Source organism: Thermococcus aggregans, from assembly GCF_024022995.1.
GTDB classification, from domain to species: Archaea; Methanobacteriota_B; Thermococci; order Thermococcales; family Thermococcaceae; genus Thermococcus_A; species Thermococcus_A aggregans.
This window is the reverse complement of sequence record NZ_CP099582.1, coordinates 1-21,547: the sequence shown is the minus strand read 5'-3', so window position 1 is coordinate 21,547 and position 21,547 is coordinate 1. Positions and strand designations below refer to the sequence as shown.

Annotated in this window: 21 protein-coding genes, 1 tRNA gene and 1 pseudogene; 7 read left to right on the top strand and 16 right to left on the bottom strand. The window is 42.2% G+C overall.

The window, feature by feature from the left end:
- Positions 1–11 precede the first annotated feature (11 nt).
- Both NF865_RS00115 and NF865_RS00110 read left to right on the top strand, forming a co-directional pair.
- Positions 12–1,007: an ABC transporter substrate-binding protein gene (locus tag NF865_RS00115; protein WP_253304636.1), complete on the top strand. Its 996-nt coding sequence runs from the start codon at positions 12–14 to the stop codon at positions 1,005–1,007.
- A 144-nt stretch (positions 1,008–1,151) separates the two neighbouring features.
- Positions 1,152–2,516: an MATE family efflux transporter gene (locus NF865_RS00110; RefSeq protein WP_253304635.1), complete on the top strand. Its 1,365-nt coding sequence runs from the start codon at positions 1,152–1,154 to the stop codon at positions 2,514–2,516.
- Here the strand turns inward: NF865_RS00110 and NF865_RS00105 are convergent, their stop codons facing one another.
- From NF865_RS00105 to NF865_RS00095, 3 genes are all read right to left on the bottom strand, one after another.
- Positions 2,517–3,653: a tRNA (guanine(10)-N(2))-dimethyltransferase gene (locus NF865_RS00105; protein ID WP_253304634.1), complete on the bottom strand. Its 1,137-nt coding sequence runs from the start codon at positions 3,651–3,653 to the stop codon at positions 2,517–2,519.
- A gap of 31 nt (positions 3,654–3,684) precedes the next feature.
- Complete coding sequence (locus NF865_RS00100) at positions 3,685–3,948, bottom strand: 50S ribosomal protein L35ae (RefSeq protein ID WP_253305681.1); 264 nt, start codon at positions 3,946–3,948, stop codon at positions 3,685–3,687.
- Between the two features lie 63 nt (positions 3,949–4,011).
- Positions 4,012–4,088: transfer RNA gene (locus tag NF865_RS00095), tRNA-Phe, on the bottom strand.
- A gap of 1,437 nt (positions 4,089–5,525) precedes the next feature.
- Between NF865_RS00095 and NF865_RS00090 the strand changes: the two are divergent.
- A pseudogene (locus tag NF865_RS00090) lies at positions 5,526–5,675 on the top strand (cysteate racemase); the annotation flags it as partial.
- Here the strand turns inward: NF865_RS00090 and corA are convergent.
- Positions 5,670–6,659 carry a magnesium/cobalt transporter CorA gene (gene corA / locus NF865_RS00085; protein ID WP_253304633.1) on the bottom strand — a complete coding sequence of 330 codons (990 nt, stop codon included), beginning with the start codon at positions 6,657–6,659 and terminating at the stop codon, positions 5,670–5,672. The pseudogene NF865_RS00090 and the gene corA sit on opposite strands and share 6 nt — an antisense overlap.
- A 336-nt stretch (positions 6,660–6,995) precedes the next feature.
- On the opposite strand from corA, the gene NF865_RS00080 reads away from it, so the two are divergent.
- Both NF865_RS00080 and fen read left to right on the top strand, forming a co-directional pair.
- Complete coding sequence (locus NF865_RS00080; protein ID WP_253304632.1) at positions 6,996–7,415, top strand: phosphate-starvation-inducible PsiE family protein; 420 nt, start codon at positions 6,996–6,998, stop codon at positions 7,413–7,415.
- Positions 7,415–8,437, top strand: coding sequence for a flap endonuclease-1 (gene fen / locus NF865_RS00075; RefSeq protein WP_253304631.1), 1,023 nt, complete (start codon positions 7,415–7,417; stop codon positions 8,435–8,437). Before NF865_RS00080 ends, fen begins: the two co-directional genes overlap by 1 nt.
- 16 nt (positions 8,438–8,453) lie before the next feature.
- Here the strand turns inward: fen and NF865_RS00070 are convergent, their stop codons facing one another.
- From NF865_RS00070 to NF865_RS00050, 5 genes are all read right to left on the bottom strand, one after another.
- Positions 8,454–9,353: a transcription initiation factor IIB gene (locus tag NF865_RS00070; RefSeq protein ID WP_253304630.1), complete on the bottom strand. Its 900-nt coding sequence runs from the start codon at positions 9,351–9,353 to the stop codon at positions 8,454–8,456.
- 48 nt (positions 9,354–9,401) lie between these two features.
- Positions 9,402–9,716, bottom strand: coding sequence for a hypothetical protein (locus tag NF865_RS00065; RefSeq protein ID WP_253304629.1), 315 nt, complete (start codon positions 9,714–9,716; stop codon positions 9,402–9,404).
- A complete protein-coding gene (locus NF865_RS00060) occupies positions 9,679–10,017 on the bottom strand; it encodes a DNA-binding protein (protein ID WP_253304628.1) in 339 nt (112 codons plus the stop codon). The genes NF865_RS00065 and NF865_RS00060 overlap by 38 nt, the downstream gene beginning before the upstream one ends.
- Positions 10,018–10,097: 80 nt before the next feature.
- The gene (locus NF865_RS00055; protein WP_253304627.1) at positions 10,098–10,550 is read right to left on the bottom strand and encodes a 30S ribosomal protein S19e; all 453 of its coding nucleotides are present in this window, start codon (positions 10,548–10,550) and stop codon (positions 10,098–10,100) included.
- Between the two features lie 3 nt (positions 10,551–10,553).
- Positions 10,554–10,970 carry a YhbY family RNA-binding protein gene (locus NF865_RS00050; RefSeq protein ID WP_253304626.1) on the bottom strand — a complete coding sequence of 139 codons (417 nt, stop codon included), beginning with the start codon at positions 10,968–10,970 and terminating at the stop codon, positions 10,554–10,556.
- A 150-nt stretch (positions 10,971–11,120) separates the two neighbouring features.
- On the opposite strand from NF865_RS00050, the gene pfpI reads away from it, so the two are divergent.
- A complete protein-coding gene (gene pfpI, locus NF865_RS00045) occupies positions 11,121–11,621 on the top strand; it encodes a deglycase PfpI (protein ID WP_253304625.1) in 501 nt (166 codons plus the stop codon).
- Between the two features lie 88 nt (positions 11,622–11,709).
- Here pfpI and NF865_RS00040 read toward each other — a convergent pair whose 3' ends face one another.
- From NF865_RS00040 to NF865_RS00010, 7 genes are all read right to left on the bottom strand, one after another.
- Positions 11,710–14,142 (bottom strand): CDC48 family AAA ATPase, encoded by a 2,433-nt coding sequence (locus NF865_RS00040; protein ID WP_253304624.1) that lies wholly within the window; start codon positions 14,140–14,142, stop codon positions 11,710–11,712.
- An 89-nt stretch (positions 14,143–14,231) separates the two neighbouring features.
- The gene (locus NF865_RS00035; RefSeq protein ID WP_253304623.1) at positions 14,232–14,741 is read right to left on the bottom strand and encodes an Hsp20/alpha crystallin family protein; all 510 of its coding nucleotides are present in this window, start codon (positions 14,739–14,741) and stop codon (positions 14,232–14,234) included.
- Between the two features lie 295 nt (positions 14,742–15,036).
- The gene (locus NF865_RS00030; protein ID WP_253304622.1) at positions 15,037–16,362 is read right to left on the bottom strand and encodes a GntP family permease; all 1,326 of its coding nucleotides are present in this window, start codon (positions 16,360–16,362) and stop codon (positions 15,037–15,039) included.
- A 1-nt stretch (position 16,363) separates the two neighbouring features.
- Positions 16,364–16,873, bottom strand: a complete 510-nt coding sequence (locus NF865_RS00025) for a 3-isopropylmalate dehydratase small subunit (RefSeq protein ID WP_253304621.1) — start codon at positions 16,871–16,873, stop codon at positions 16,364–16,366.
- Between the two features lie 11 nt (positions 16,874–16,884).
- Entirely contained in the window at positions 16,885–18,159 is a 1,275-nt protein-coding gene (locus NF865_RS00020; protein ID WP_253304620.1) for a 3-isopropylmalate dehydratase large subunit, read from the bottom strand.
- A 293-nt stretch (positions 18,160–18,452) separates the two neighbouring features.
- Complete coding sequence (locus tag NF865_RS00015) at positions 18,453–19,460, bottom strand: ABC transporter ATP-binding protein (protein WP_253304619.1); 1,008 nt, start codon at positions 19,458–19,460, stop codon at positions 18,453–18,455.
- Between the two features lie 10 nt (positions 19,461–19,470).
- Complete coding sequence (locus NF865_RS00010) at positions 19,471–20,430, bottom strand: ABC transporter ATP-binding protein (RefSeq protein ID WP_253304618.1); 960 nt, start codon at positions 20,428–20,430, stop codon at positions 19,471–19,473.
- Positions 20,431–20,900: 470 nt separating this feature from the next.
- On the opposite strand from NF865_RS00010, the gene cuyB reads away from it, so the two are divergent.
- A partial coding sequence (gene cuyB / locus NF865_RS00005) for a cysteate racemase (RefSeq protein WP_253304617.1) occupies positions 20,901–21,547 on the top strand: 647 nt, incomplete at its 3' end.

The window sequence follows — 21,547 nt, the reverse complement described above, 5'->3', positions numbered from 1 at the left end:
TACCCTTTCTCATGAGTGCAAAAGAGGATATTTTGAAGTATCTTAGGGAAAAATCCCACGAAGGAGCACTTCAGAGTGAGCTTTACGGGCTTGGTTATTCTAGATCTACAATAGCTGAAGCCATCGAAAGCTTGGAATCTGAAAAAAGAATTGTGAGAAGAGAAGTAGGGAGAAAGGCCTACAGAATATGGCTCGTTGAAGAGGCTCCGTTCCCGATTAAAGGACTTCTTAGGCTTGGAGTATTAAAGGCTGTTGAATATCCTCATGCTCTTTTGACAGCTAAAGACCTTGAAAAAAAGCATGATGTTAGGGTAATTGTGTATAACAGCGCTTTGGAGCTTACGAACGCTCTGGCATTGGGCAAAGTTGATTTGGCATGTTCACCTCTCGTAACCCAAGTGCTCTTTGGACTTTTAACCAAGAGTCTAAAAATTGCTGCTGGATGTGGGTTTGGGGGAAGCGGGCTTGTGGTTAGGGGGGAGCTCAAAGAAGGAATAACCATAGGCTCATCGGAGCTTTCCACGATGGAAACAATGTTAAAGCTCTTTTTAGAGAAGCACAACTTCATCAGCAAAGTTAAGGTAGTTTACTTTAAGAAGCCAGAGGAGATGATAAAATCGTTTTTAGAAGGAGAAATCGACGCCCTGAGTATATGGGAGCCTTATTTAACCAAGCTGGAAAAGAAAGGATTTAAGACGTACAGGTATACGGAAATTTTTGGTTTATACCCCTGCTGTACTTTGGGAGTAAATCAAGAGTTTTTAAAAATCAACGAGAGGTTATTTAAAGAGTTTTTGGAGCTCTATAAGGAGAATACCAGAAAGCTGAAAGAAAGAAAAGAGGAAGCTTTAGATATCATGGCTGGCCTCTTTGGATTTAGCAAAGAGCAGATAAGAGATGGGTTGAGAGGGTTTGTTTTTGATTATAAACTAAGCAAAGAGCAAGTTGAAGCGGCTCTTGAGCGTTTTGGTCTAAAGGTCTTTAATCTCGATTCCCTGCTGTTATAATGTTGTGGATACCTCTCTGCAACTTCAAGAGTTGACAATGCCCTTAGTTTTGTCGGTTTCTCATCTTTGGCAAAAGATTTTTAACCTCTTGTGTTCCTTTTTATCCCAGTTCTAATCGTTAAAACAACAATCTGAGTGAGCACCATGGACGGCGAATTAAGAAAAAAGCTTTGGTCGCTAGCATGGCCGGCTATATTAGCCAATATAGGGCAAACGCTGGTTAACTTAGTGGACATGATAATGGTAGGCCAGCTTGGATCCCTTGCCATAGCAAGTGTTGGTCTTGGGGGGCAGTTCTCCTGGTTTATGATGCCCCTCATGTTTGCAATCTCCACTGGAACTCTCGCGTTGGTTGCTAGGTTTGTGGGAGCTAAGGACATTGATATGGCTGAGAAAGTGCTTGAACAGAGCATATACTTGGCCTTTATAATGAGCATTCCGGTGATGCTGCTGGGACTCTTTTTTGGAGACGACGCGCTAAGAATAATGGGTGCCAGTGAAGAGGTTGTTAGGCTCGGATACTCTTATATCCGCGTCTTCTTCCTGTTTTATCCAGTAAATTTTGTGTCATTTGCCGCTTTCAGTGCCCTTAGAGGAGCAGGAGACACAAAAACACCAATGAAGCTGACTTTCCTTACAAACGGTGCAAACGTTTTCTTGAACTATGGTTTAATCTTCGGGAACTTTGGTCTTCCAAGGCTTGAGGTAGTTGGAGCAGCATTGGCTTCTGGCTTATCAATTCTAATTGCTTTTATCGTGGGGTTGGTTCTCTTTTTAAGGGGCTCCCTTGTTTTGAAGCTTAGACTATCGTTTAAACCCGACTTCGAAACCATAAAGAGAATCCTAAGGATAGGAATTCCTGCAACCATTGAAAGGGCCATATTCAGCTTTTACAACTTTCTTTACATAAGCATTGTCACAAGATTCGGCACTATAGCATTAGCCGCTCATCAGGTTGGCCTTAGGGTGGAAAGCATCGCTTATATGCCTGCTTTTGGATTTAACGTTGCCGCATCAGCTCTGGTTGGACAGAGCCTTGGAGAAGGAAATCCCGAAAAAGCTGAAAAAGTTGTTTATGAGGCACTAAAAATGGTCTCCATATTTATGGGAATGATGGCAATAATTTTGGTGGTTTTTCCCAAATACCTTGTCATGCCATTTGTCACAAAAAGTGATCCCAACTATGCCGAGGTTCTAAGACTTGCGAGCATATACCTCATAATCGTTGGTATAAGCGAAGTTCCTCTTGGGTGGACCTTTGTTCTCAGCGGTGCCCTTAGAGGTGCGGGAGATACAAAGAGCCCCATGTACGTAACTGCTGTAAGCAAGCTACTCTTCAGAATAATACCCTCGTATATCCTCGGCTTTGGAATCTCTCTTGGCCCAATACACATCAAGGGAATGGGAGTTATTGCGGCATGGCTTGCAATGACCCTAGAAACTTTCACAACGGCAATTTTCTTCTGGTGGATATTCAAGAGAGGAAAATGGAAATACATAAAGGTGTAGCTACTGGAGAGCCTTTAGGGCTTTTAATACTTCTTCAAAAGGAGCATCGGTTTTTATTGCCGTGGGAGAGAAATGCGTTCTGCTGACATGGTATCCATTTTCCTGAAGTAATGCCGCTATGTCTGAAAGCCTTCTTACCTCAAGCGAATTCCTTCTTGCCAGTGCGTGGATATCGTAGAAGAACGGCACATCGAGTTCATTAACAACAACATCTAGGAATTTAGCGACTTTTTTCTTTTCTGCTAGCTCAGCTTTATCTTCTTTGTTCATTTTTTCTACAATCTCTTGATTCTTAAGGGGGCCAAGCCACATTGGACCGAATGCATTTGCTCTGCTCGGAAGGAACTCCTTCTCAACTTCAAACTTCCCTGTTTTTGAATCGAAATAAAGGTATCCAAGATTTCTGAGAGCTCTATCTCCTTCTTTTGCACCGTCTTTTAGTCTCAAGAACGCCCTGAAGTAGTGATCCTTATAATACGCAAAGAGCACTTCTATGCCGAGGTCGTATTTAGCAGCGTACCTAACGGCAGTTCCAATTAAAACCCTCAGACCGCTTTCGTGGCATAGCTCTCCTCTTATAGGCATTGCAATGTATTTTCGCATACATGCCTTGGGGTAGGTTCCGCAAAGAGGAGCGGTATCTGTTGCTGTTAATGCCAAAATCCCGTTTCTCTTTACGCTTCTTAGCGAAGAATCAAGGAACTCCATTGGAGAGCCGAAGGGATCAAGGTCTACAAAATCAAAATACCTGAACTTTTCGTTCATCAGAAGATTTGCATCTTTGTTAGTGGCTACCAACAGTTTTTCGCCCTTTAGTACTGCAGATTTCCCATCAACTTCAGGATTTTCGTTAAAATTAAGCTTTAAGTTCTCGATTATCAGCTTGAAAGCTTCGGGACTTATATCGTTGAGCCAGATTTCTTCAGCTTCTGTTTCTAAGGCGTACCTTATCCCCCTAATTCCTGTGGCAGATAAAGCGTCTAGAACTCTTTTCGCTTTTGTGACCTTCAATAAGAGAACGCTTAAATCTCTATTCAATGCCATAGCAGGATTGTAAAAGACGGGGGCGTCATAAATACGCTCTGCTTTGGGTACAAGAATTTCAGCTTTTCCTTCTTTAATTTTGGTTAGCTCCATCAAATTGCCTCCAAAAAAGAAGAAATGGGGTTCACTTTATTTCAACGTAGTCTCCTAAGGCTTGGCCAGGTAGGGGCCTTTCAAACCTTACTTTTACCTCCCCTCTTGTTCCGTGGGTTCTAGTGATCTTGCCAACGAGAAGCTTCCCACTTGGGCTCTTCCAGATTACCTTCTTCCCTATTAGGCTTGATGCTTGCTCCCTGCTGTCGATTCCAATTGGTTTGATGATCATGTGGTTGTTGTGCTGGTTCTCCTTACTCCTCATGTAGCTCAATACAATGCCCTTCATTCTCATCACCGGGAATCACTATGGAATGATACTTTTAAACTTTTATGTTCGCGCAGAACAGGAAAAACGTGGTGGGGCGAGGGGGATTTGAACCCCCGACACCCGGATCTTCAGTCCGGCGCTCTCCCAGGCTGAGCTACCGCCCCACTCCCAATTCGGAATCACAACCATTCAAACTGTCTTTAGACTGATTACAAGCAGGCTGCTGGACTTTTGTCTGTTGAGGATGTTAATACTCTCTTTTTGGTGTTTCTGTGTAGTCGCTGTATACGTACATGTGAGTCCAAATACGTATGCCAAATCTGGGTTTTTAAATTTTACGGTTGGGATGCTGGCATTGTGGTGAATAGGAAGTAAATTCAAAATTTCAAAAAGAAAAGAACGCTAAAAGCTAAACCTCGGCTACTGCTAAAGTGAATGTTATTTTCAGATTATTATTCTCTGGAAGTTTGCTGCCTGGCATTTTGCGTATTCCTTCATGACTTCAGGCTTTCTCTCTCCAACCCAAAACTCCCTCAAACTCTCAAACATTACACATCACCAATTAATAATAGGGTGGTTAACATACAAGCCACTAACGGTCAAAAATGAACAAAAATCTGAATTATCCTAAAGGACAACACCAAAAACAATACAAATTAACAATCATTGTAAAAAATTGGAAAATCTTATTTCTCCTCTTCTTTGGGTATTGCAATTCCACTTAAGGCTTTTTTAATCTTTTCTAATTTTTCCCTTTCTTCGTTTATCATTTCGTTTAATTTTAATATTGCAGTTTTGATATCCTCATGTATATTCGGATTTTCCTCAAACTTTAATAGTACGTAATCATACTTGTTGAAATTGTTTACTCCTCTAAATTCTACTCCTCTAAATGATTTTAGTATGTTTTTAATTGTTCTTCAACTTCTGATCTGTATATTATAATTTTGTGTTGATTACTTTCGAGGATAAGTGTCCAAAATCAATCTTTAATCCCCACTCTCTCCTTGGATATAACTTTACATAATATCCCTCGCTTAGTCTTTCAATAGCATACAATAGCATACTCTCAGAAAATTTCTTCTTCCTCCACTTCTTTTACCTCCTTCTCAGAGAATTCTTTCACTATTTTTCTCATGAGATCCTCTTCTCTTTTATATTCCCCTAGAATAAGATCCGCTCCGGGATGATGCTTCAAATTGCTTATATATCCGTATCTTTATCGGAACCCATCAGAAACGCGAGAATCATAGCTACTATGATTAACCAAATTTTAATCCTATTTTAGTCTTAGTAGGGAATTTAAAGGGAAATTCGCTCCGGCTCTGATAAGACTTTAGAAGAATTGAAAGTATCTTAGTAGGAGTTAAGAAGTGGTGTTTTGGTTTTTTGATGGTTTAAAGCTTTCAAAAGTGTTTTTGGTTTTAGGAGGCTTAATTTTTAGTTGTGGTTTTTGGAGGGACTTCTTCTCTTGCGGGCAGCAAATGTTGCATATGCAGATGTTTTAGTCAAACTAAATCGTCAAGCAAAAAGGGATGACATCAATAGCTTCATTTACGAAGCAATTGCAAATCCGAGAATATACGAAATAACAGAATACTGCCAAAAAGCTTGAAAAAAGGTGCGATGGATTAATAGCAGGCTGTACGGAAATAAGCGTAGCTCTAAGGCAAGAAGATTTAAGGGTCCCCCTGGTAGACCCCTTGGATGTCATAGCCGAAAAAGCCGTGAAACTTGCTTTGGGCTTATAACCATTCTTTCTTTTTAAAATAATACAACATTCCGAGAGCTATTGCAAGCATAGCCAGCAATGTGACTGGGTAGCCATAGTACCAGTTGAGTTCAGGCATATTATACGGTGAAGCCGTTGTGTTGAAGTTCATTCCGTATATACCGGTTATGAATGTTAGAGGAATGAAGATCGTAGATACCACCGTGAGAATCCTTATGATCTCGTTTGTTCTCATTGAGATGGTAGAGTAGTATATTTCCACGAGCCCGTTGGCCATATCTCTCTGGCTTTCAATTATGTCCAAGATTTCCATGACATGATTGTAGAGTTCCTCCAGGTATTCTTGTGTCTCTTCTTTGAAGAACTCCTTTCCTTCGAGCCTTAGCCTTCTGAAGACCTCCAAGAGCGGAAAAATTGTGCGTCTAACAAACAGGATTCTTCTCCGTATTCCATGTATCTCGCGAAGTGTTTCCTTATCCCTGTCCTTTAGCACTTTGTTTTCTAATATTTCCATCTGGGAACTAATATTTTCCAATATTGGCACATAGTTCCCGATTATTGCATCAAGGAGAGCATAGAGTAGATAATCGGCATCCTTCCCTCTAAAAAGGCCTTCGTTGTGTCTTATGCTTTCCCTTATTGAATTGAATACATCCCCTGATCTCTCTTGCATGGTGATAACGAAGTTGTCCTTAAGAAAGATTGCAGTTCGCTCTTTTTTCAGACCACCTTTCAGCTCGTACACCTGGTGAAGAAGTATGAAGAGGTGGTCTTTCAATATAGCCAGTCTTGCGCGGCTTTTTGTCCTCTTTATTGCTTTGACTGCGACATCATGGACTTTAAAGGTGTCCTTTAGCTCTTCGAGATATCCAATACCATCAATGTTTACCCAGACTACTCTGTAATCTTTGTAGTCTAGGGCCTCTTCGAGTTTTTTGATTCGTTTTTCCTCAAACTTGTCTTCTGAGTATGCAAAAATTGTTATTTCAGGCGTTTCATTCATCCCGAACACCACAACGAAAGCCGCTAGTTTAGATTGTAGCTAATGGTAATTATAGTTTTCTGTTATGTACGGAATTTGTTTGAGGAATGCTCACAGAGGCTACTGAAAGGCGTCATCAGAGCAAAGTATTTTAACACCATTTGTTTTGGTTGTCCTGAGCAATAATGAAGGCTTCAATTCCAAAATACCACTAAAATCGAGAAGTTTCCCAAAATTGCTTTAAAGTCATGCACCACTTAAAGGAACAATATTTTAATAAAGAGAACACAAAATAAAAACTGATGATGACCCTTCCCCTCCCTGAGGGGTGATGAGCATACCGGTAGGCTGATAAAGATGACAAAGATGGAAGATGAAAGAATAGCTCGATACACCCATATCCACAAACTCTTCAGGAAAAGCTTAGAAATCTCCTTTGACATAGTCGTCATGCTTTTCCTGTTCTTCATACTCTATCTCACAGTCTACTCCATCTACCTCAACTTCAGGCTTACTTACAAGGTCACCGATCCAAAGCTTCTGATTGCAAACATACTCGTGACGATTATCCTGATAGAAACCTACAGGATTTTGATAATCTATTTAAGGCAACACCGTGTTAGCATGTCTCACATTCTTGAGGTTGGGATAGTGGCACTTGTCCAAAAGCTCATCGTTGCCTCAGATTTTAAGGAGCTTGATGCGTTAAAGCTCTTTGCTATTGGGGGATTGCTTTTTGTACTTGGTTACCTATACACTAAAATAGGTGGTGAGTGATGGGAGTTCAGATTGGTGAGCTTTTGCCTAGAAAGGAAATCGAGCTCGAAAGCTTAAACGGAAGGAAAGTAGCGATAGATGCATTTAACGCTATTTACCAGTTCCTCTCAACAATAAGACAGAGGGATGGAACACCCTTAATGGATTCCAAAGGAAGGATTACCTCACATCTTTCCGGACTTTTTTACAGAACCATAAACCTAATGGAAGTCGGAATAAAACCGGCATACGTATTCGATGGAAAGCCTCCAGAATTCAAGAAAAAAGAACTTGAAAAAAGGGCTGAAGCTAGAGAAGAAGCACAGGAGAAATGGGAAGAGGCCTTAGCAAGGGGAGACCTTGAAGAAGCAAAGAAGTACGCACAAAGGGCGAGCAAGGTTAATGAGATGCTCATCGAGGATGCAAAGAAGCTCTTGGAGCTAATGGGAATTCCATGGGTGCAGGCTCCAAGTGAGGGTGAAGCTCAAGCAGCTTATATGGCATCTAAGGGACATGTCTGGGCTTCAGCAAGCCAAGACTATGACTCACTACTCTTCGGTGCCCCGAGGCTTGTGAGGAACCTCACGATAACGGGAAGGAGAAAGCTCCCCGGAAAGGACGTCTATGTGGAAGTTAAACCAGAGCTTATAGTTCTCGAAGAAGTTCTAAAGGAGCTCAAAATAACAAGAGAAAAGCTAATAGAGCTTGCAATTCTCGTGGGGACAGACTACAACCCCGGAGGAATAAAGGGAATCGGGCCAAAAAAAGCCCTCGAAATAGTTAAGTATTCTAAAGATCCCCTAGCAAAGTACCAGAAAATGAGCGATGTTGACCTTTATGCAATAAAGGAGTTCTTTTTGAATCCGCCTGTAACGGATGACTATAAGCTCGAATGGAAAATGCCAGACGAGGAAGGAATACTCAAGTTCCTCTGTGATGAGCACGACTTTAGCGAAGAGAGAGTCAAAAACGGCTTAGAGAGACTTAAAAAGGCAGTTAAAGCAGGAAGACAGTTCACACTGGACAGCTGGTTCAAAAAGTGAAAAACAAAAATTATACTCAAAGCGGAAGCTTTAGCCCCAGCTTTTCTACCATTTCTTTGTACCTGTTTCTTACAGTAACTTCGGTTACCCTAGCGACTTCAGCCACTTCCCTTTGAGTTCTCTTTTCTCCTTCCAGCAGACCGGCAATGTATAACGCAGCGGCAACGAGTCCAGCCGGACTTTTACCGCTCGTAAGCCCCATTTCATATGCCTTCTCCAGAAGCTCTATAGCCCTTCTTCTAGTTCTCTCACTCAATCCAAGCTCGTCGGCAAACTTGTTGACGTAATCTGTTGGCTTCACAAAGAGCTTTTTGGGAGTTAGGTTAAGGTTCCTTGCTATGAACCTAAAGCTCCTCCCGATTTCCTTCTTGTCAACTTTAGCGATCTCGGCAATCTCGTCAAGAGTTCTCGGGATTTTTAATAGCCTACAAGCCGCATAAACACATGCGGCAATAACGCTCTCAATAGACCTTCCCCTAATAAGCCCCTTTCTAACGGCTTCCCTATAAAGCCTTGCCGCCTCTTCTTCAACGTGCTTCGGTAAGTTTAATCTTGCACCAAGCCTATCAAGCTCACTTAACGCAAAGGCAAGGTTTCTCTCGGCGGCATCGCTAACTCTAAGCCTGCTCTGCCACTTCCTAAGCCTATAGATTTTCTCTCTCATCAAACCCTTTACATTCCTGTCGTAGCCTATATCCGTCGAGAGACCCTTATCGTGGAGCAAAATGCTTTCAGGCGCACCGGTTCTGGAGCGCTTTTCTCTTTGAGAAGCGTCAAATGCCCTCCATTCGGGACCCATATCAATCATGTCCTCTTGAATTACAAATCCGCAATTTGCACAGATTTCCTCTCCCCTTTCGGGATCATGAATAAACTTATCGGAACCGCAAACTGGGCAAACCCTATGCTTAGTCACAATTACACCCCCACGGTCAGTGAACTTGTCAATCCTCATATATAAATCTTAAGTTTTTCCAAATTTTGATATCGAATTCGTTATCCAATTTACATGCTCTTTCTTAAAAGTAATCTTTTCAAGCACCCTGACGTCGTCTTTAAGGACGTTAACATACACCCAAAGGAAAACCGGATCCTTCTTACTTCCAACAACGAGGTTGATGTAGAGAATGTCTAGAGTCCCATCACTACTTTTTCTTGCTGATACTGGCTTCCAAATATCCAAACTAACTTCGTCTTTTTCGTTGAGTATCTTGATAACGTCTTTAATTCTCACGTTTTTATCACCATTTAATTCTAAATTCTCTCCTTGTTCTAGCATCTATCTGAGCTAAAATCCTTTTAAGTTTTTCATCCGTGATTCTCTCGGTTATTTGGCCAGCCTGGTATAATTGAACCAGAATCAATTCTACCTGTCTCGCAAGTTCGGGCCTTACAAGTTTGACCCTTGCAAGCCTCTCCCTAGCTTCCGGTGTAAGAATCTGCTTCATTATAGCATCCAGCTGAGCTTCCAACTCCATTTCCTGTCTCGCTCTTTCCTCTTCTTCTTTCTGTTGCTCTGCAAGTCTCTTCTGAAGCTCCAAAAGTTTCCTCTTTCTAATCTCCTCTATGTCCTCAGCCATCTTATCACCCCTAAATATGGTATTCAAAAAGTATCAAAAAACTGATTAAATTAAAGCCAAAGTCAAAAAGTAAGAAGGTATCAGTACTTCTTAAGCTCAGGGATTACTTCTTCAAGCTCCTTCTTGAGCTCTGTTGCAGCTTTGTCAAGGAAGCTTCTTCCTTTTGGAGTTACCACTCTTCCTTCTCCAGGTACTTTTGTAACGAATCCTGCTGCTTCGAGCTGTTGAAGGGCCTTTCTGATTATACTTCCGCTTCCCTTGTAGAAGTGCTCTGGGGCGTGTCCTCTGTTCTTTCTTCCACCGTACCATGTCCTTAACCTTTCAATACCAACTGGTCCGTCGATATAGACTTTTCTAAGTACTGAAGCAACTCTGTAGTACCACCAGTCATCTTGCTCTGGGAGTCTCTCCTTGTGCCTGCCGGTCTTAACGAAGGGTGCCCACTCAGGTGGCTTTATCTCGGGGATTTCCTTCAGTTTTTGAGCTACCCTCTCAACGAGTAAATCACCGGGAACATCATAAACTGTTGCCATTCTTCACTCCCTCCCTTTCTTAAACTTTTTCCTAAATTGAGCGATATCGAGTTTGACTTTCTTAACGGGTTTTTCTTCCCGTCTCTCTTTCGAGAGTTCCTTAAGCCTGAGCTTCTTTAAATATTTTTCCCATCCCTCTCTGGGACGGAACAATATAAACCTTTTGCCCCTAACCTCAATGAGTTCACTATCTGTAAGCTCTGCAACTTTTTCTGCTATCGCCTTTCTGTCCATCTGAGTTGAGATTAAAGCACCTTTTTTGATTTCAACTTTTAATATGCCATCTTTTTTAAGCTGAGTGTTGATCTCGTTGAGGACACTCTTATCTAAACCTCTCTTACCTACCCATGCCTTTGGCTCAATATCATAATATTTGGCCCTTATAGCCCTTCTCACCTTCCCAGGCAAGCGCTTTTTCATCTCTCTCACCTCAAGTAATCTCGCCCATACTCACGGACGCGAAATTTTTTAGGAGAAGTCCCTTTTTAAACCTTGCTTAAGGTATTATACACCTTATGGTCAAAAATCTTTATTAAGTTTTGGCTTTAACATTGTCATCGGTGAATAGCAATGAAAGTGCTGTTTTTAAGTGCAGATGGATTTGAGGATTTGGAATTGATATACCCCCTCCACCGATTAAAGGAGGAAGGACATGAAGTATACGTGGCAAGCGACAAGAAAGATACAATAGTTGGAAAGCATGGGTATTCTGCAAAGGTTGATTTGCTGTTCGATGAGGTTGATCCAGAAGAGTTTGACGCCCTTGTCTTGCCGGGAGGAAAGGCACCAGAGAGAGTTAGGATAAACCCAAAGGCAGTTGAAATTGCCAAAAAGATGTTTGAATACGGAAAGCCTGTTGCCAGCATATGCCACGGCCCACAAATACTTATCTCCGCTGGAGTCCTAAAGGGAAGAAAGGGAACATGTGTCGTAACGATAAAAGACGATCTCATAAACGCGGGAGCAGAGTACATCGACAAAGAAGTTGTTGTTGATGGCAACTGGGTAAGCTCAAGACATCCCGGAGATTTGTACGCATGGATGAGAGAATTCGTGAAGCTTTTGAAGTGACTGCCTTTATCTTTCCTTCTTGAGAAATCAGAAGAGTCAAGAAAATTAAAGAGGTGGCTCAAAAGCTTAAAAAGATAGAAAAGGGAAATCAGAAGACACTTCTGTCTTTGTTCTGTTCTTTGGTTAGCTCAGCTCTGCCCTTCTTGAACATCTCTTCTATTCTCTTGTAGTACTCCATTGTTTCCTTGCTAACGCTTGGACCGACCTTCTTGAGTGCTTCTTCAAAGTCCTTCATTGTAACCTTGACTTCCTGCCTGATCTCACTTGCCCTCATTCCCGGCTTAATTATTCCCTCGGCTATTGCCCTTCTCATTGCATTGAGTGCAGCTTCTCTTACTACTGCCTCAATGTCAGCTCCAGTGTAGCCCTCGGTTCTCTTTGCGAGTTCTTCTAGGCTGACGTCTTCAGCCAGCGGAACATTCCTTGTGTGGACTTTGAAGATTTCTAATCTTGCCTTTTCGTCTGGCGCTGGAACCAAGATAAGCCTGTCGAACCTGCCGGGTCTAAGCAATGCTGGGTCGAGTATGTCAGGCCTGTTCGTGGCGGCAATAACTACCACACCGCTGTTCTCCTCAATACCATCCATCTCAGTCAGTAACTGGTTAATGAGCCTATCTGTAACTCTGTTAACATCTGTACCCCTTCTTGGAGCTATTGCGTCTATTTCGTCAATGAAGATAACCGTAGGAGCAGCTTGTCTTGCCTTTCTGAATATCTCACGAATGTTCTTCTCGCTCTCTCCGACCCACTTGCTAAGGACTTCCGGTCCGCGGATGCCAATGAAGTTAGCCTCGCTCTCCGTTGCTACTGCCTTTGCTAAGAGAGTCTTACCGGTTCCAGGTGGTCCATAGAGGAGGATACCCTTGGGCGGTGTGATTCCCATGGCCATGAATGCTTCTGGGTACTTCAGTGGCCATTCTACGGCTTCTCTTAGTTCTTGCTTGACTTCCTCAAGACCTCCAATGTCCTCCCACCTAACGTTCGGAACCTCTATGAGGACCTCCCTAAGAGCCGAAGGTTCCACCATCTTCAAAGCCTCATAGAAGTCCCTTCTGGTTACTTTGAGCTCTTCGAGGACTTCCTTTGGAATAGTCTCTGCCTCAAAGTCTATCTTGCCCTCCTCGATAAGCCTTCTCAATGCTGCCATAGCGGCTTCTCTTGCCAATGCTGCCAAATCAGCTCCAACGAATCCGTGAGTCTTTTCCGCAAGCTCCTCAAGGAGAAGGTCAATCAAACGGTGTCTTACTTCTTCGTAGAGTCTCTCATCGATCTCCCTAAGGAGTCTCTTAATCTCCTCGTCTCTGTCGGCTACTGCGTCTATTCTCTTAAGGGCTTTTTCGGCAACTTCTTTGAACCTATCGTCCTGCTTAAGCTCTTCAAGCACTTTCTTAACTTCTCCCTTCCTGAAGTCAGGTTCAATTGGCATTCCTCTTGTGTGGATTTGGAGTATTTCCTTCCTTCCCTGCTTGTCTGGAACGCCGACTTCAATTTCTCTGTCGAATCTGCCGGGTCTTCTCAAAGCTGGATCAATTGCATCAGGCCTGTTAGTTGCCCCAATAACTATAACTTTTCCTCTGCTCTTCAAACCGTCCATCAATGTAAGCAGCTGGGCAACAACTCTCTTCTCGACTTCTCCAGAAACTTCCTCTCTTTTTGGTGCTATTGCATCAATTTCATCAATAAAGATTATGCTCGGAGCGTTTTCTTCTGCTTCTTTGAAGACTTCTCTGAGTCTCTCTTCGCTCTCACCGTAGTACTTGCTCATTATCTCTGGACCGTTTATTGCTATGAAGTGAGCGTTTGCCTCATTGGCAACAGCTTTAGCGAGGAGTGTCTTACCAGTTCCCGGTGGTCCATAAAGCAGAACACCCTTGGGTGGCTCAATACCGAGCTTCTCGAAGATCTCTGGGTGTTTGAGCGGAAGCTCTATCATCTCTCTGATCTTTTGGATAACATCTTTGAGACCACCAATGTCCTCATAGGTGACTCCCAGAGCTGGTGTCTTTGCGACTTCTTTTACTGGCTTCTCTGAGATCGTGAATTCAGTGAATTCCGTTATTTGAACTACTCCCGAAGGCGTTGTTGCCGTGACAACAAATGTTAGCTCCTGTCCAAGGACACCGATTCTAATGTAGTCTCCTCTAACCACAGGTCTTCCAACTAACCTTGAATGGAGCCAATCAACAAAGTCTTGGCCAAATCTAATAGGCTCTGTGGGAGCCAAAACGACTCTCTGAGCTTCTTTAACGTCAGCTTTCCTTACGGTTACTTCATCTCCAAGACCAACGCCAGCGTTTTTTCTTATTGTACCATCCATTCTTATTATGTCAAGCCCTTCATCCTCTGGGTAAGCGGGCCAAACTATTGCAGCAGTGTTTTTAGTACCAATAATTTCCACAATATCTCCTGGCTGGACTCCGATTTTCCTCATTGCATTCCTATCAATCCTAACAATTCCCCTACCAACATCCCTCTGGTAAGCGGAAGCAACTTTAAGTTTAATTTCTCTCCTGTCTGCCATCTATACCACCTCCATATTTTTAGCAGATGATCGTGATATCGCTTATTTAAGCCAAAAATAAATTAAATTCAAAGAATGAATAGAAAAGATCACTCGATCTTAACTTCGAAGCCTTCTCTCTCTTCCTTCTTGGTTGGGTGCTTCTTGGGAATCCTTATCTCAAGAACACCGTTGTTGTACTTGGCCTTTGCCTTTTCTGGAATAACCTCTTCTGGTAGTCTGATGACTCTCCTGTAGCCGCTGTAGTATCTTTCAATTCTCACTGCTCCTTCCTTCTCAAGCTCCTGCTCTCTTCTCACTTGAGCTTCAATGTAAACAGTGTCATTTGTAATCCTGACCTTTATGTCCTCCTTTCTGACTCCTGGGAGCTCTGCTGTGATAACGAACTCCTCACCAGTGTCAAAGATGTCAACGAATGGTTCTCTCCATACTCCCTCACTTCTCAGTTCAAATTCCTCTCCTGGTTCGCCAAATCTTCTGTAGCTCCAGAGTCTTGGACCTCTGAAGAATTCGTTAAATATCTCGTCGATTTCTTCCTGAATCTCTCTCATTATGTCAAACGGATCCCAAATATCTCTCCTCCACCATCTTCTGACCATCTCTCTCACCCCCAATTGTTTTTGGTTACCAATAGTTATTAAAATGATCATCCTTTATAAGCTTTTCGATTTTAGTATAAAAGGGTAAGATTAACCTCACCGCAAGATTTATAAATCGAATTTGAGTGCGGGGCGGTAGTTCAGCCTGGGAGAGCGCCGGACTGAAGATCCGAGAATTCTCGCAAAAAGAAACCCTCCAAGAAGCACAATTAAAAATTAAACCTTCTAAAACTGAAAACATTTCTACAAGTATCCCTCGTAGGTAAAAGAAAAAATGAAAGAGACAAGATTTCCTCTAGCGAACACCTATGGCAGCCAAAATCAAAGTAACTATAAACCCTCCTAATGCCATAAAGATATTTCCTATAGTTAAAGTCTTCAGTCCCATTTCGGTATCAAATCCTGTCATCTTGGTGTAGACCCAGAAGAAACTATCGTTAACATGACATACTAACCTAGCTCCGGAACCTGCTGCAAGAGCTATTAAAATCGGTGGAACCCCCATTTCAACGAAAGGTGTTGCTAATGTTGCTGATGTTATGACTGCCGTTGTTCCAGATCCCGTAGCTGTTTTCAGGATACCTGCTACTATAAACACTGCGAGTATCGGGGGAATTCCTGCATAAGCTATTCCCTCTGCGACAGCTTTTCCCGCCCCCGAAGCTTTAAGGATTGAGCTTAGGCCTCCACCTGCTGCAGTTATAAATACAATTGGGCCTGCAATCCTCAATGACTCGTCTACATTTTTCTTTAGGCCTTCTATGCCTATATAATCCTTCAACAACAATGCTGCAAGTCCTGCACCTATCATTAATGCTATATTCTTGTCTCCAATGATTTTGAGGAATGCTAAGAGTGAAGAATTTTCAGGTAGCAATATTGAACCTGCTGTGTTTAGTAGTATTAATACCATAGGAGTTAACAGTGCAATAAATGACCTACTAGCGCTTGGTAGCCTTTCTTCAGTTGATACATTCTCTGAAATCTCTTCCAAAGTAGGATAAACATCCGGATATTTTCTCTGGAGATAAAGCACTGCAAACGCCCATCCCCCTAAGGTCATACCAAGTGCAGCTAAAGATCCATATATTATCATTTTTCCGAGTTCGATATTGAGTAAACCTGCTACAGCTAGGGGTCCGGGAGTTGGTGGAACAAATACGTGAGTTGCTAAGGCTCCAGCAGATAAGCTTACTGCAAGAACAGGTAAGGATATTCTTGCTGTTGCAGATATTGCTTTCATAAGTGGAGTGAATATAACAAATGTCACGTCACTATATACTGGTATTGATGATACATATCCACTTAAAGCCATTCCAAGGGGCGCATTCTTCTCTTTAAAGATGTTTAAAAAGGCCAAAGCCATTGACTTTGCTGCTCCAGAGACTTCCAAATATCTACCGAGTATAATACCAAATATTATTACTAGACCAATTTTAGTGACTAAACTCCCAAAACCTTGTGTAAATGTGCTAATAGCTTCTAAAGGAGACATTCCTGCTAAGATACCTATTACTAATGCTGTTATTGTCAGTGCAATAAATGCTGGCATTTTGAAAGGCTTAATCGCTATTAACACTAAGACGACCATTCCTATTACAAAAGCTAATAGGGGATCCAAACTAATCACCTCCTTCTTCGAGTTTCTTTTTTATAAGGGGCTTAATACCCCCAGCTTCTAGAATACGAAAAGCATACTCCGAAAGGGGTTGACATTTACACTCTGTATTTCTTGTAATATTCTTTACTACCCCTGTTTCCAAGTTTACTTCCAATATATCTCCTTCTTGGACATATCTGGTAATTCCTGGGCATATTAACAGCGGTAAGCCAATATTAATACAATTTCTGTAAAAAATTCTCGCAAAAGATTCTGCTATAATAAGACTTACTCCAATTGCTTTTAGAGCAATGGCTGCATGTTCCCTGCTAGAACCGCATCCAAAGTTCTTACCCGCGACTATGATTCCCCCTTTAACAAACCGCTCACGAAATGTGGGGTCAGCATCCTCCATAGCATGTTTCGCTATTTCTTCTGGTTCTGTTAATTCCAGATATCGACCAGGGTATATCTGATCAGTGTCTATATTATCCCCAAATTTATATGCCCTTCCTCTGATTATCTTTTCCATGAACTTCCCCCCTATTCCTTAATATATTTTCTCGGGTCAGCTATTTTTCCTTCCAAAGCTGTTGCCGCTGCAGTTGCTGGTGAAGTTATGTATATTTTTGCTTCTCTACTCCCCATACGTCCAGGGAAGTTACGACTACTTGTTGTTACCCCTACTTCTCCCGGAGCTAAAACCCCTTGATGAGCTCCTAAACAAGGCCCACAACCGGGTGGTATTATTGTAGCTCCTGCTTTTAGAAGAATATCAATGTACCCAGCATTTATGGCTTCTAAAAGAACATTTTTAGATGCAGGACCTACTATTAGTCTAGTGTTTTTGTTTATTTTTTTATTCTTAAGGATACGAGCTGCAATTTCTATATCTTCAAGACGTCCTCCAGTACATGAGCCAATAAATACTTGATCTACTTCAACTCCTTCGACTTCACTTACAGAAACCACATTATCTACTGTGTGAGGTACTGCAACTTGGGGCTCTAATTTTTCAACCTCAAATAAGAATTCCTCAGCATATTTGTACCCTGGATCTGTAGTATACACTTTAAATGGTTTCTTAACACGTGACTTTAAATATGCAAGTGTTTTATTATCCGGTTGTATGTAACTCGTCTTGGCTCCCATTTCTACACTCATATTTGTTAGAACCATCCTTCCATCAATGCTTAATTCTTTCACCGTACTTCCGGTAAATTCAATAGCCTTATAAATAGCCGCATCTTGCTTTAGAGTTCCAATGATATGAAGAATGACGTCTTTAGCCATTACTCCTGGTTGAAGATAACCATCAACGTTTATACGAATAATTTCAGGCACACGGAACCATAACTCACCTGTCAATAATGCAACAGCTAGATCAGTTGCTCCAACTCCTGTTCCAAAAGCTCCAAAAGCACCGTGAGTAGTGGTGTGAGAGTCAGTCATTATTAGCAACATTCCTGGCCATACTAACCCAGATTCTGGCAGAATCTGATGGCAAATCCCAGCGTCTACATCGAATAAGTATTTGATTTTCTGTTCTCTAACAAATTCTCTCATAATTTTTTGATTTAATGCTGCCTTTATTGTCGGGGCTGGGGCATAGTGGTCAAAAATAAATGCAACTTTTTCGGGATCCTTTACCTTTTGTCCTCCCATTTCTTGAAAAGATTTAATCACCTGCAGATAAAGGTCATTTACTGCAGCCAGATCTACTTTACAATTAATGATTTCTCCAGGGCTAACTTCTTTCTTTCCAGCATGGGTAGCCAAAATCTTTTCCAGGGCATGCATGTTATAACCGGATCCCATTCTACCTCCCTCTTTTTTCTTTTTCTTCAGCTAGTGTCAGGACCAACCGTTCCCCTCATTCACTAGCTTCATGATTTTCCAATCCACTTTTAGACAATTTAGTCAAATCTGCATATACTAATGTTAAATTTTTCAATATTTAAAAATTTAATCATGTTAATTTTTGTCTATATGTTTCGTAAAGTATTGATTTAGAAATTGGCTTTAATCCCATGAATGTCGTAATTAGTAGTTAAAACTTAAACTGAAAAGGAGCGATCAAAATAATACCAAAAGAATTCCATGATTTAAAATTAGTATTTTCCTATTAGGTGGCATTCTGCCCAGTGGTTGTGTTCGTACTCTACCAATTGCGGGTGTTTGGCGTCACAAAGCCCCTTTTCCATGTAGAGACACCTTGGATGGAACCTACATCCAGGAGGTATATTCACAGCACTCGGAACCTCACCCTTAATTGGAATCTCCTTGATAATATTCCTCCTCTCCGGAATTGGCTCTGGAACAGCTGCAAGCAAAGCCCTCGTATACGGGTGTAGCGGATTATCAATGACGACCTTCGCAGGCCCCATCTCAACAATCCTTCCCAAATACATGACCGCCATCCAGTCGGCGAAGTACCTTGCCGTGGACATGTCGTGAGTAATGTAAAGGTACGTGACGCCCATCTTCTCCTTGAGCTCCTTCATTAATTCAAGGATTTCTGCTCTGATTGAAACGTCGAGCATTGAAACGGGCTCGTCAGCAACTATGAAGGTCGGGTTGAGGATTAGGGCTCTTGCTATCGCTACTCTTTGTCTTTGACCGCCGGAGAGCATGTGTGGGTTTCTGCCTACGTAGTCTTCGGGCGGGACGATTTTGACCATTTCGAGGGCTTTGTAAATGAGTTCTTCTCTTTCCGCCCTAGTCTCGCCGATTCCATGAATTAACAGTGGTTCTTCTAGCACGTCGTATATTCTGAATCTTGGGTTCATTGAGGAGAATGGGTCTTGGAATATCATTTGGACTTTTCTTCTATACGCGAGGAGTTCTTCTTTGGTTTTAATCTCTGTAACGTCCTGGCCTTCGAGGTATATCTTGCCCTCTGTGGGCTCGAGGAGTTTGACTATGAGTTTTCCGGTGGTGGACTTTCCACAGCCGCTCTCGCCAACTAGGGCAAAGACTTGTTGTTTTTGTATTTCGAAGCTTACGCCATCAACTGCGTGGACGACTTTTTGGGGTGCGCCTCTTAATGTGTCTATAAATCCTCTCTTAATTGGGAAGTATTTTTTGAGGTTTTCAACTTTTAATATTGGTTCCGCCATGTTTCACACCTCACAATAACCAGCATGCGGCGTAGTGGTCTTTTTCAACTTCTTTCAGCTCTGGAATTTGTTCTTTACATTGTTGTGTTGCGTAGGGGCATCTTGGGTGGAAGCGGCATCCACTTGGCGGGTTGATTAGGTTTGGTGGTTGTCCTGGGATGAATTCGAGCTTTTCTACATCCTCGTGGAGTCTTGGGATTGCTGCAAGGAGCTTTTGAGTATACGGGTGGGCGGGTTCATAGTAAATCTTCTCACTGTCGCCGATCTCTACTATTTTGCCCGCGTACATTATTGCTACTCTATCACTTATTTCCGCGAGAATGCTCAAATCGTGAGTGATGAATATCATTGAGAGGCCGAGTTCTTTTTTGAGTTTTTTCATTGTGTTTATGATTTGGGCTTGGACGACTACGTCGAGGGCTGTGGTTGGTTCATCTGCAATGACGACGTCTGGTTCTAGGAGGAGTGCTGTGGCGATGACTACTCTTTGTTTCATTCCTCCGCTAAGCTCGTGGGGGTAGCGGTTTACGATTTCGGGGTCGAGGCCGACGAGTTCTAGGTATTTTTGGGCTTTGTCTAGTGCTTCTTCTTTGCTCATTCCTTTGTGGTAGATTAGGGGTTCTATCATTTGGTAGCCGATGGTGTAGACTGGGTTTAGGGCGTTCATGGCTCCTTGGAATATCATGGATATCTTCTGCCAGCGGATTTCTTTTCTAAGCACGCTCTCTGGGAGGCCTACGATTTCTCTTCCGTCGATTTTGATGCTACCTCCAACGATTTTTCCAGGGGGGCTTGGCATGCCTAAGAGAGTAAAACCGAGGGAGGACTTGCCGCAACCACTTTCACCGGCAAGTCCTAGGACTTCTCCCTTTTTTAAATCGAAGCTTATGTCATCAACAGCCCTCACAACACCCCTATTGGTGAAGTAATACATCTTAAGATTGCGAACCTCAAGCACATTCCCAGCCATTCCATTCACCTCATGTTAATTTTTGTCTATATGTTTCGTAAAGTATTGATTTAGAAATTGGCTTTAATCCCATGAATGTCGTAATTAGTAGTTAAAACTTAAACTGAAAAGGAGCGATCAAAATAATACCAAAAGAATTCCATGATTTAAAATTTCAGTTTGAAGGAGCGGTACCATGCTTTTGGACTTCCTACTGCTGGGTAGATTTTATAATCCTCCACAATCGGGCTATTACTGAGAAATTTGTTTATGTGGTATTTGAGGCTTTCTAGGTTTGACTCAAAAAATCTTAGCAAGAAGTCATAATCTCCTCCAATGTATTCTGTTATTTCGTATATTCTCGGATTTGCAATTGCTTCGTAAATGAAGCTATTGATGTCATCCCTTTTTGCTTGACGATTTAGTTTGACTAAAACATCTGCATATGCAACATTTGCTGCCCGCAAGAGAAGAAGTCCATTTTGGGTGGAATGGGTCCGCTTGCAACAGTAGATTTATTCAAGAGGATAGTCCTCAAGACCCCAGCAAAAAGGGACCAAGACCATCCAAGGATAATCATCTACAACAACCCGAAAATCCCTGACAGAACTGCTTACATCCTCGGAAAAGGCGAAAACCCCCTTCCAGAACTCATAGATAGCGCAAAAAAACTTGAGAAATGGGGGGCAGATTTCATAATAATGCCATGCAACACCGCCCATTACTTCGCTGAAGAGATTCAAAAAGCCATCAAAATACCGCTGATAAACATGATTGAAGAGACTGCATCCTACGTGGCTTCCTTAGGCATGAAAAGGGTCGGCATCCTTGCAACGACGGGCACAATAGTAAGCGGTATTTACCAAAAAGCCCTCGAAAAGAGGGGGATTAAAGGAATTGTTCCTTCAGAAGAGGATCAAGAAAAGGTTATGAAAGGGATATATGAGGGTGTGAAAGCTGGTGACGTGGAACTTGGAAGAAAATTGCTCCTTGAAGTTGCCAAAAAGCTTGAAAAAAGGTGCGATGGATTAATAGCAGGCTGTACGGAAATAAGCGTAGCTCTAAGGCAAGAAGATTTAAGGGTCCCCCTGGTAGACCCCTTGGATGTCATAGCCGAAAAAGCCGTGAAACTTGCTTT

What these genes read in the sequence shown, in the direction of transcription:
- NF865_RS00015 (WP_253304619.1), bottom strand. Translation starts at nt 19,460, where the DNA reads ATGGCGGAACCAATATTAAAAGTTGAAAACCTCAAAAAATACTTCCCA.
- corA (WP_253304633.1), bottom strand. Translation starts at nt 6,659, where the DNA reads ATGAATGAAACGCCTGAAATAACAATTTTTGCATACTCAGAAGACAAG.
- NF865_RS00115 (WP_253304636.1), top strand. Translation starts at nt 12, where the DNA reads ATGAGTGCAAAAGAGGATATTTTGAAGTATCTTAGGGAAAAATCCCAC.
- pfpI (WP_253304625.1), top strand. Translation starts at nt 11,121, where the DNA reads ATGAAAGTGCTGTTTTTAAGTGCAGATGGATTTGAGGATTTGGAATTG.
- NF865_RS00050 (WP_253304626.1), bottom strand. Translation starts at nt 10,970, where the DNA reads ATGAAAAAGCGCTTGCCTGGGAAGGTGAGAAGGGCTATAAGGGCCAAA.
- NF865_RS00040 (WP_253304624.1), bottom strand. Translation starts at nt 14,142, where the DNA reads ATGGCAGACAGGAGAGAAATTAAACTTAAAGTTGCTTCCGCTTACCAG.
- NF865_RS00105 (WP_253304634.1), bottom strand. Translation starts at nt 3,653, where the DNA reads ATGGAGCTAACCAAAATTAAAGAAGGAAAAGCTGAAATTCTTGTACCC.
- NF865_RS00060 (WP_253304628.1), bottom strand. Translation starts at nt 10,017, where the DNA reads ATGGCTGAGGACATAGAGGAGATTAGAAAGAGGAAACTTTTGGAGCTT.
- NF865_RS00055 (WP_253304627.1), bottom strand. Translation starts at nt 10,550, where the DNA reads ATGGCAACAGTTTATGATGTTCCCGGTGATTTACTCGTTGAGAGGGTA.
- NF865_RS00025 (WP_253304621.1), bottom strand. Translation starts at nt 16,873, where the DNA reads ATGGAAAAGATAATCAGAGGAAGGGCATATAAATTTGGGGATAATATA.
- NF865_RS00110 (WP_253304635.1), top strand. Translation starts at nt 1,152, where the DNA reads ATGGACGGCGAATTAAGAAAAAAGCTTTGGTCGCTAGCATGGCCGGCT.
- NF865_RS00020 (WP_253304620.1), bottom strand. Translation starts at nt 18,159, where the DNA reads ATGGGATCCGGTTATAACATGCATGCCCTGGAAAAGATTTTGGCTACC.
- NF865_RS00065 (WP_253304629.1), bottom strand. Translation starts at nt 9,716, where the DNA reads ATGCTAGAACAAGGAGAGAATTTAGAATTAAATGGTGATAAAAACGTG.
- NF865_RS00080 (WP_253304632.1), top strand. Translation starts at nt 6,996, where the DNA reads ATGACAAAGATGGAAGATGAAAGAATAGCTCGATACACCCATATCCAC.
- fen (WP_253304631.1), top strand. Translation starts at nt 7,415, where the DNA reads ATGGGAGTTCAGATTGGTGAGCTTTTGCCTAGAAAGGAAATCGAGCTC.
- NF865_RS00100 (WP_253305681.1), bottom strand. Translation starts at nt 3,948, where the DNA reads ATGAGAATGAAGGGCATTGTATTGAGCTACATGAGGAGTAAGGAGAAC.
- NF865_RS00010 (WP_253304618.1), bottom strand. Translation starts at nt 20,430, where the DNA reads ATGGCTGGGAATGTGCTTGAGGTTCGCAATCTTAAGATGTATTACTTC.
- NF865_RS00035 (WP_253304623.1), bottom strand. Translation starts at nt 14,741, where the DNA reads ATGGTCAGAAGATGGTGGAGGAGAGATATTTGGGATCCGTTTGACATA.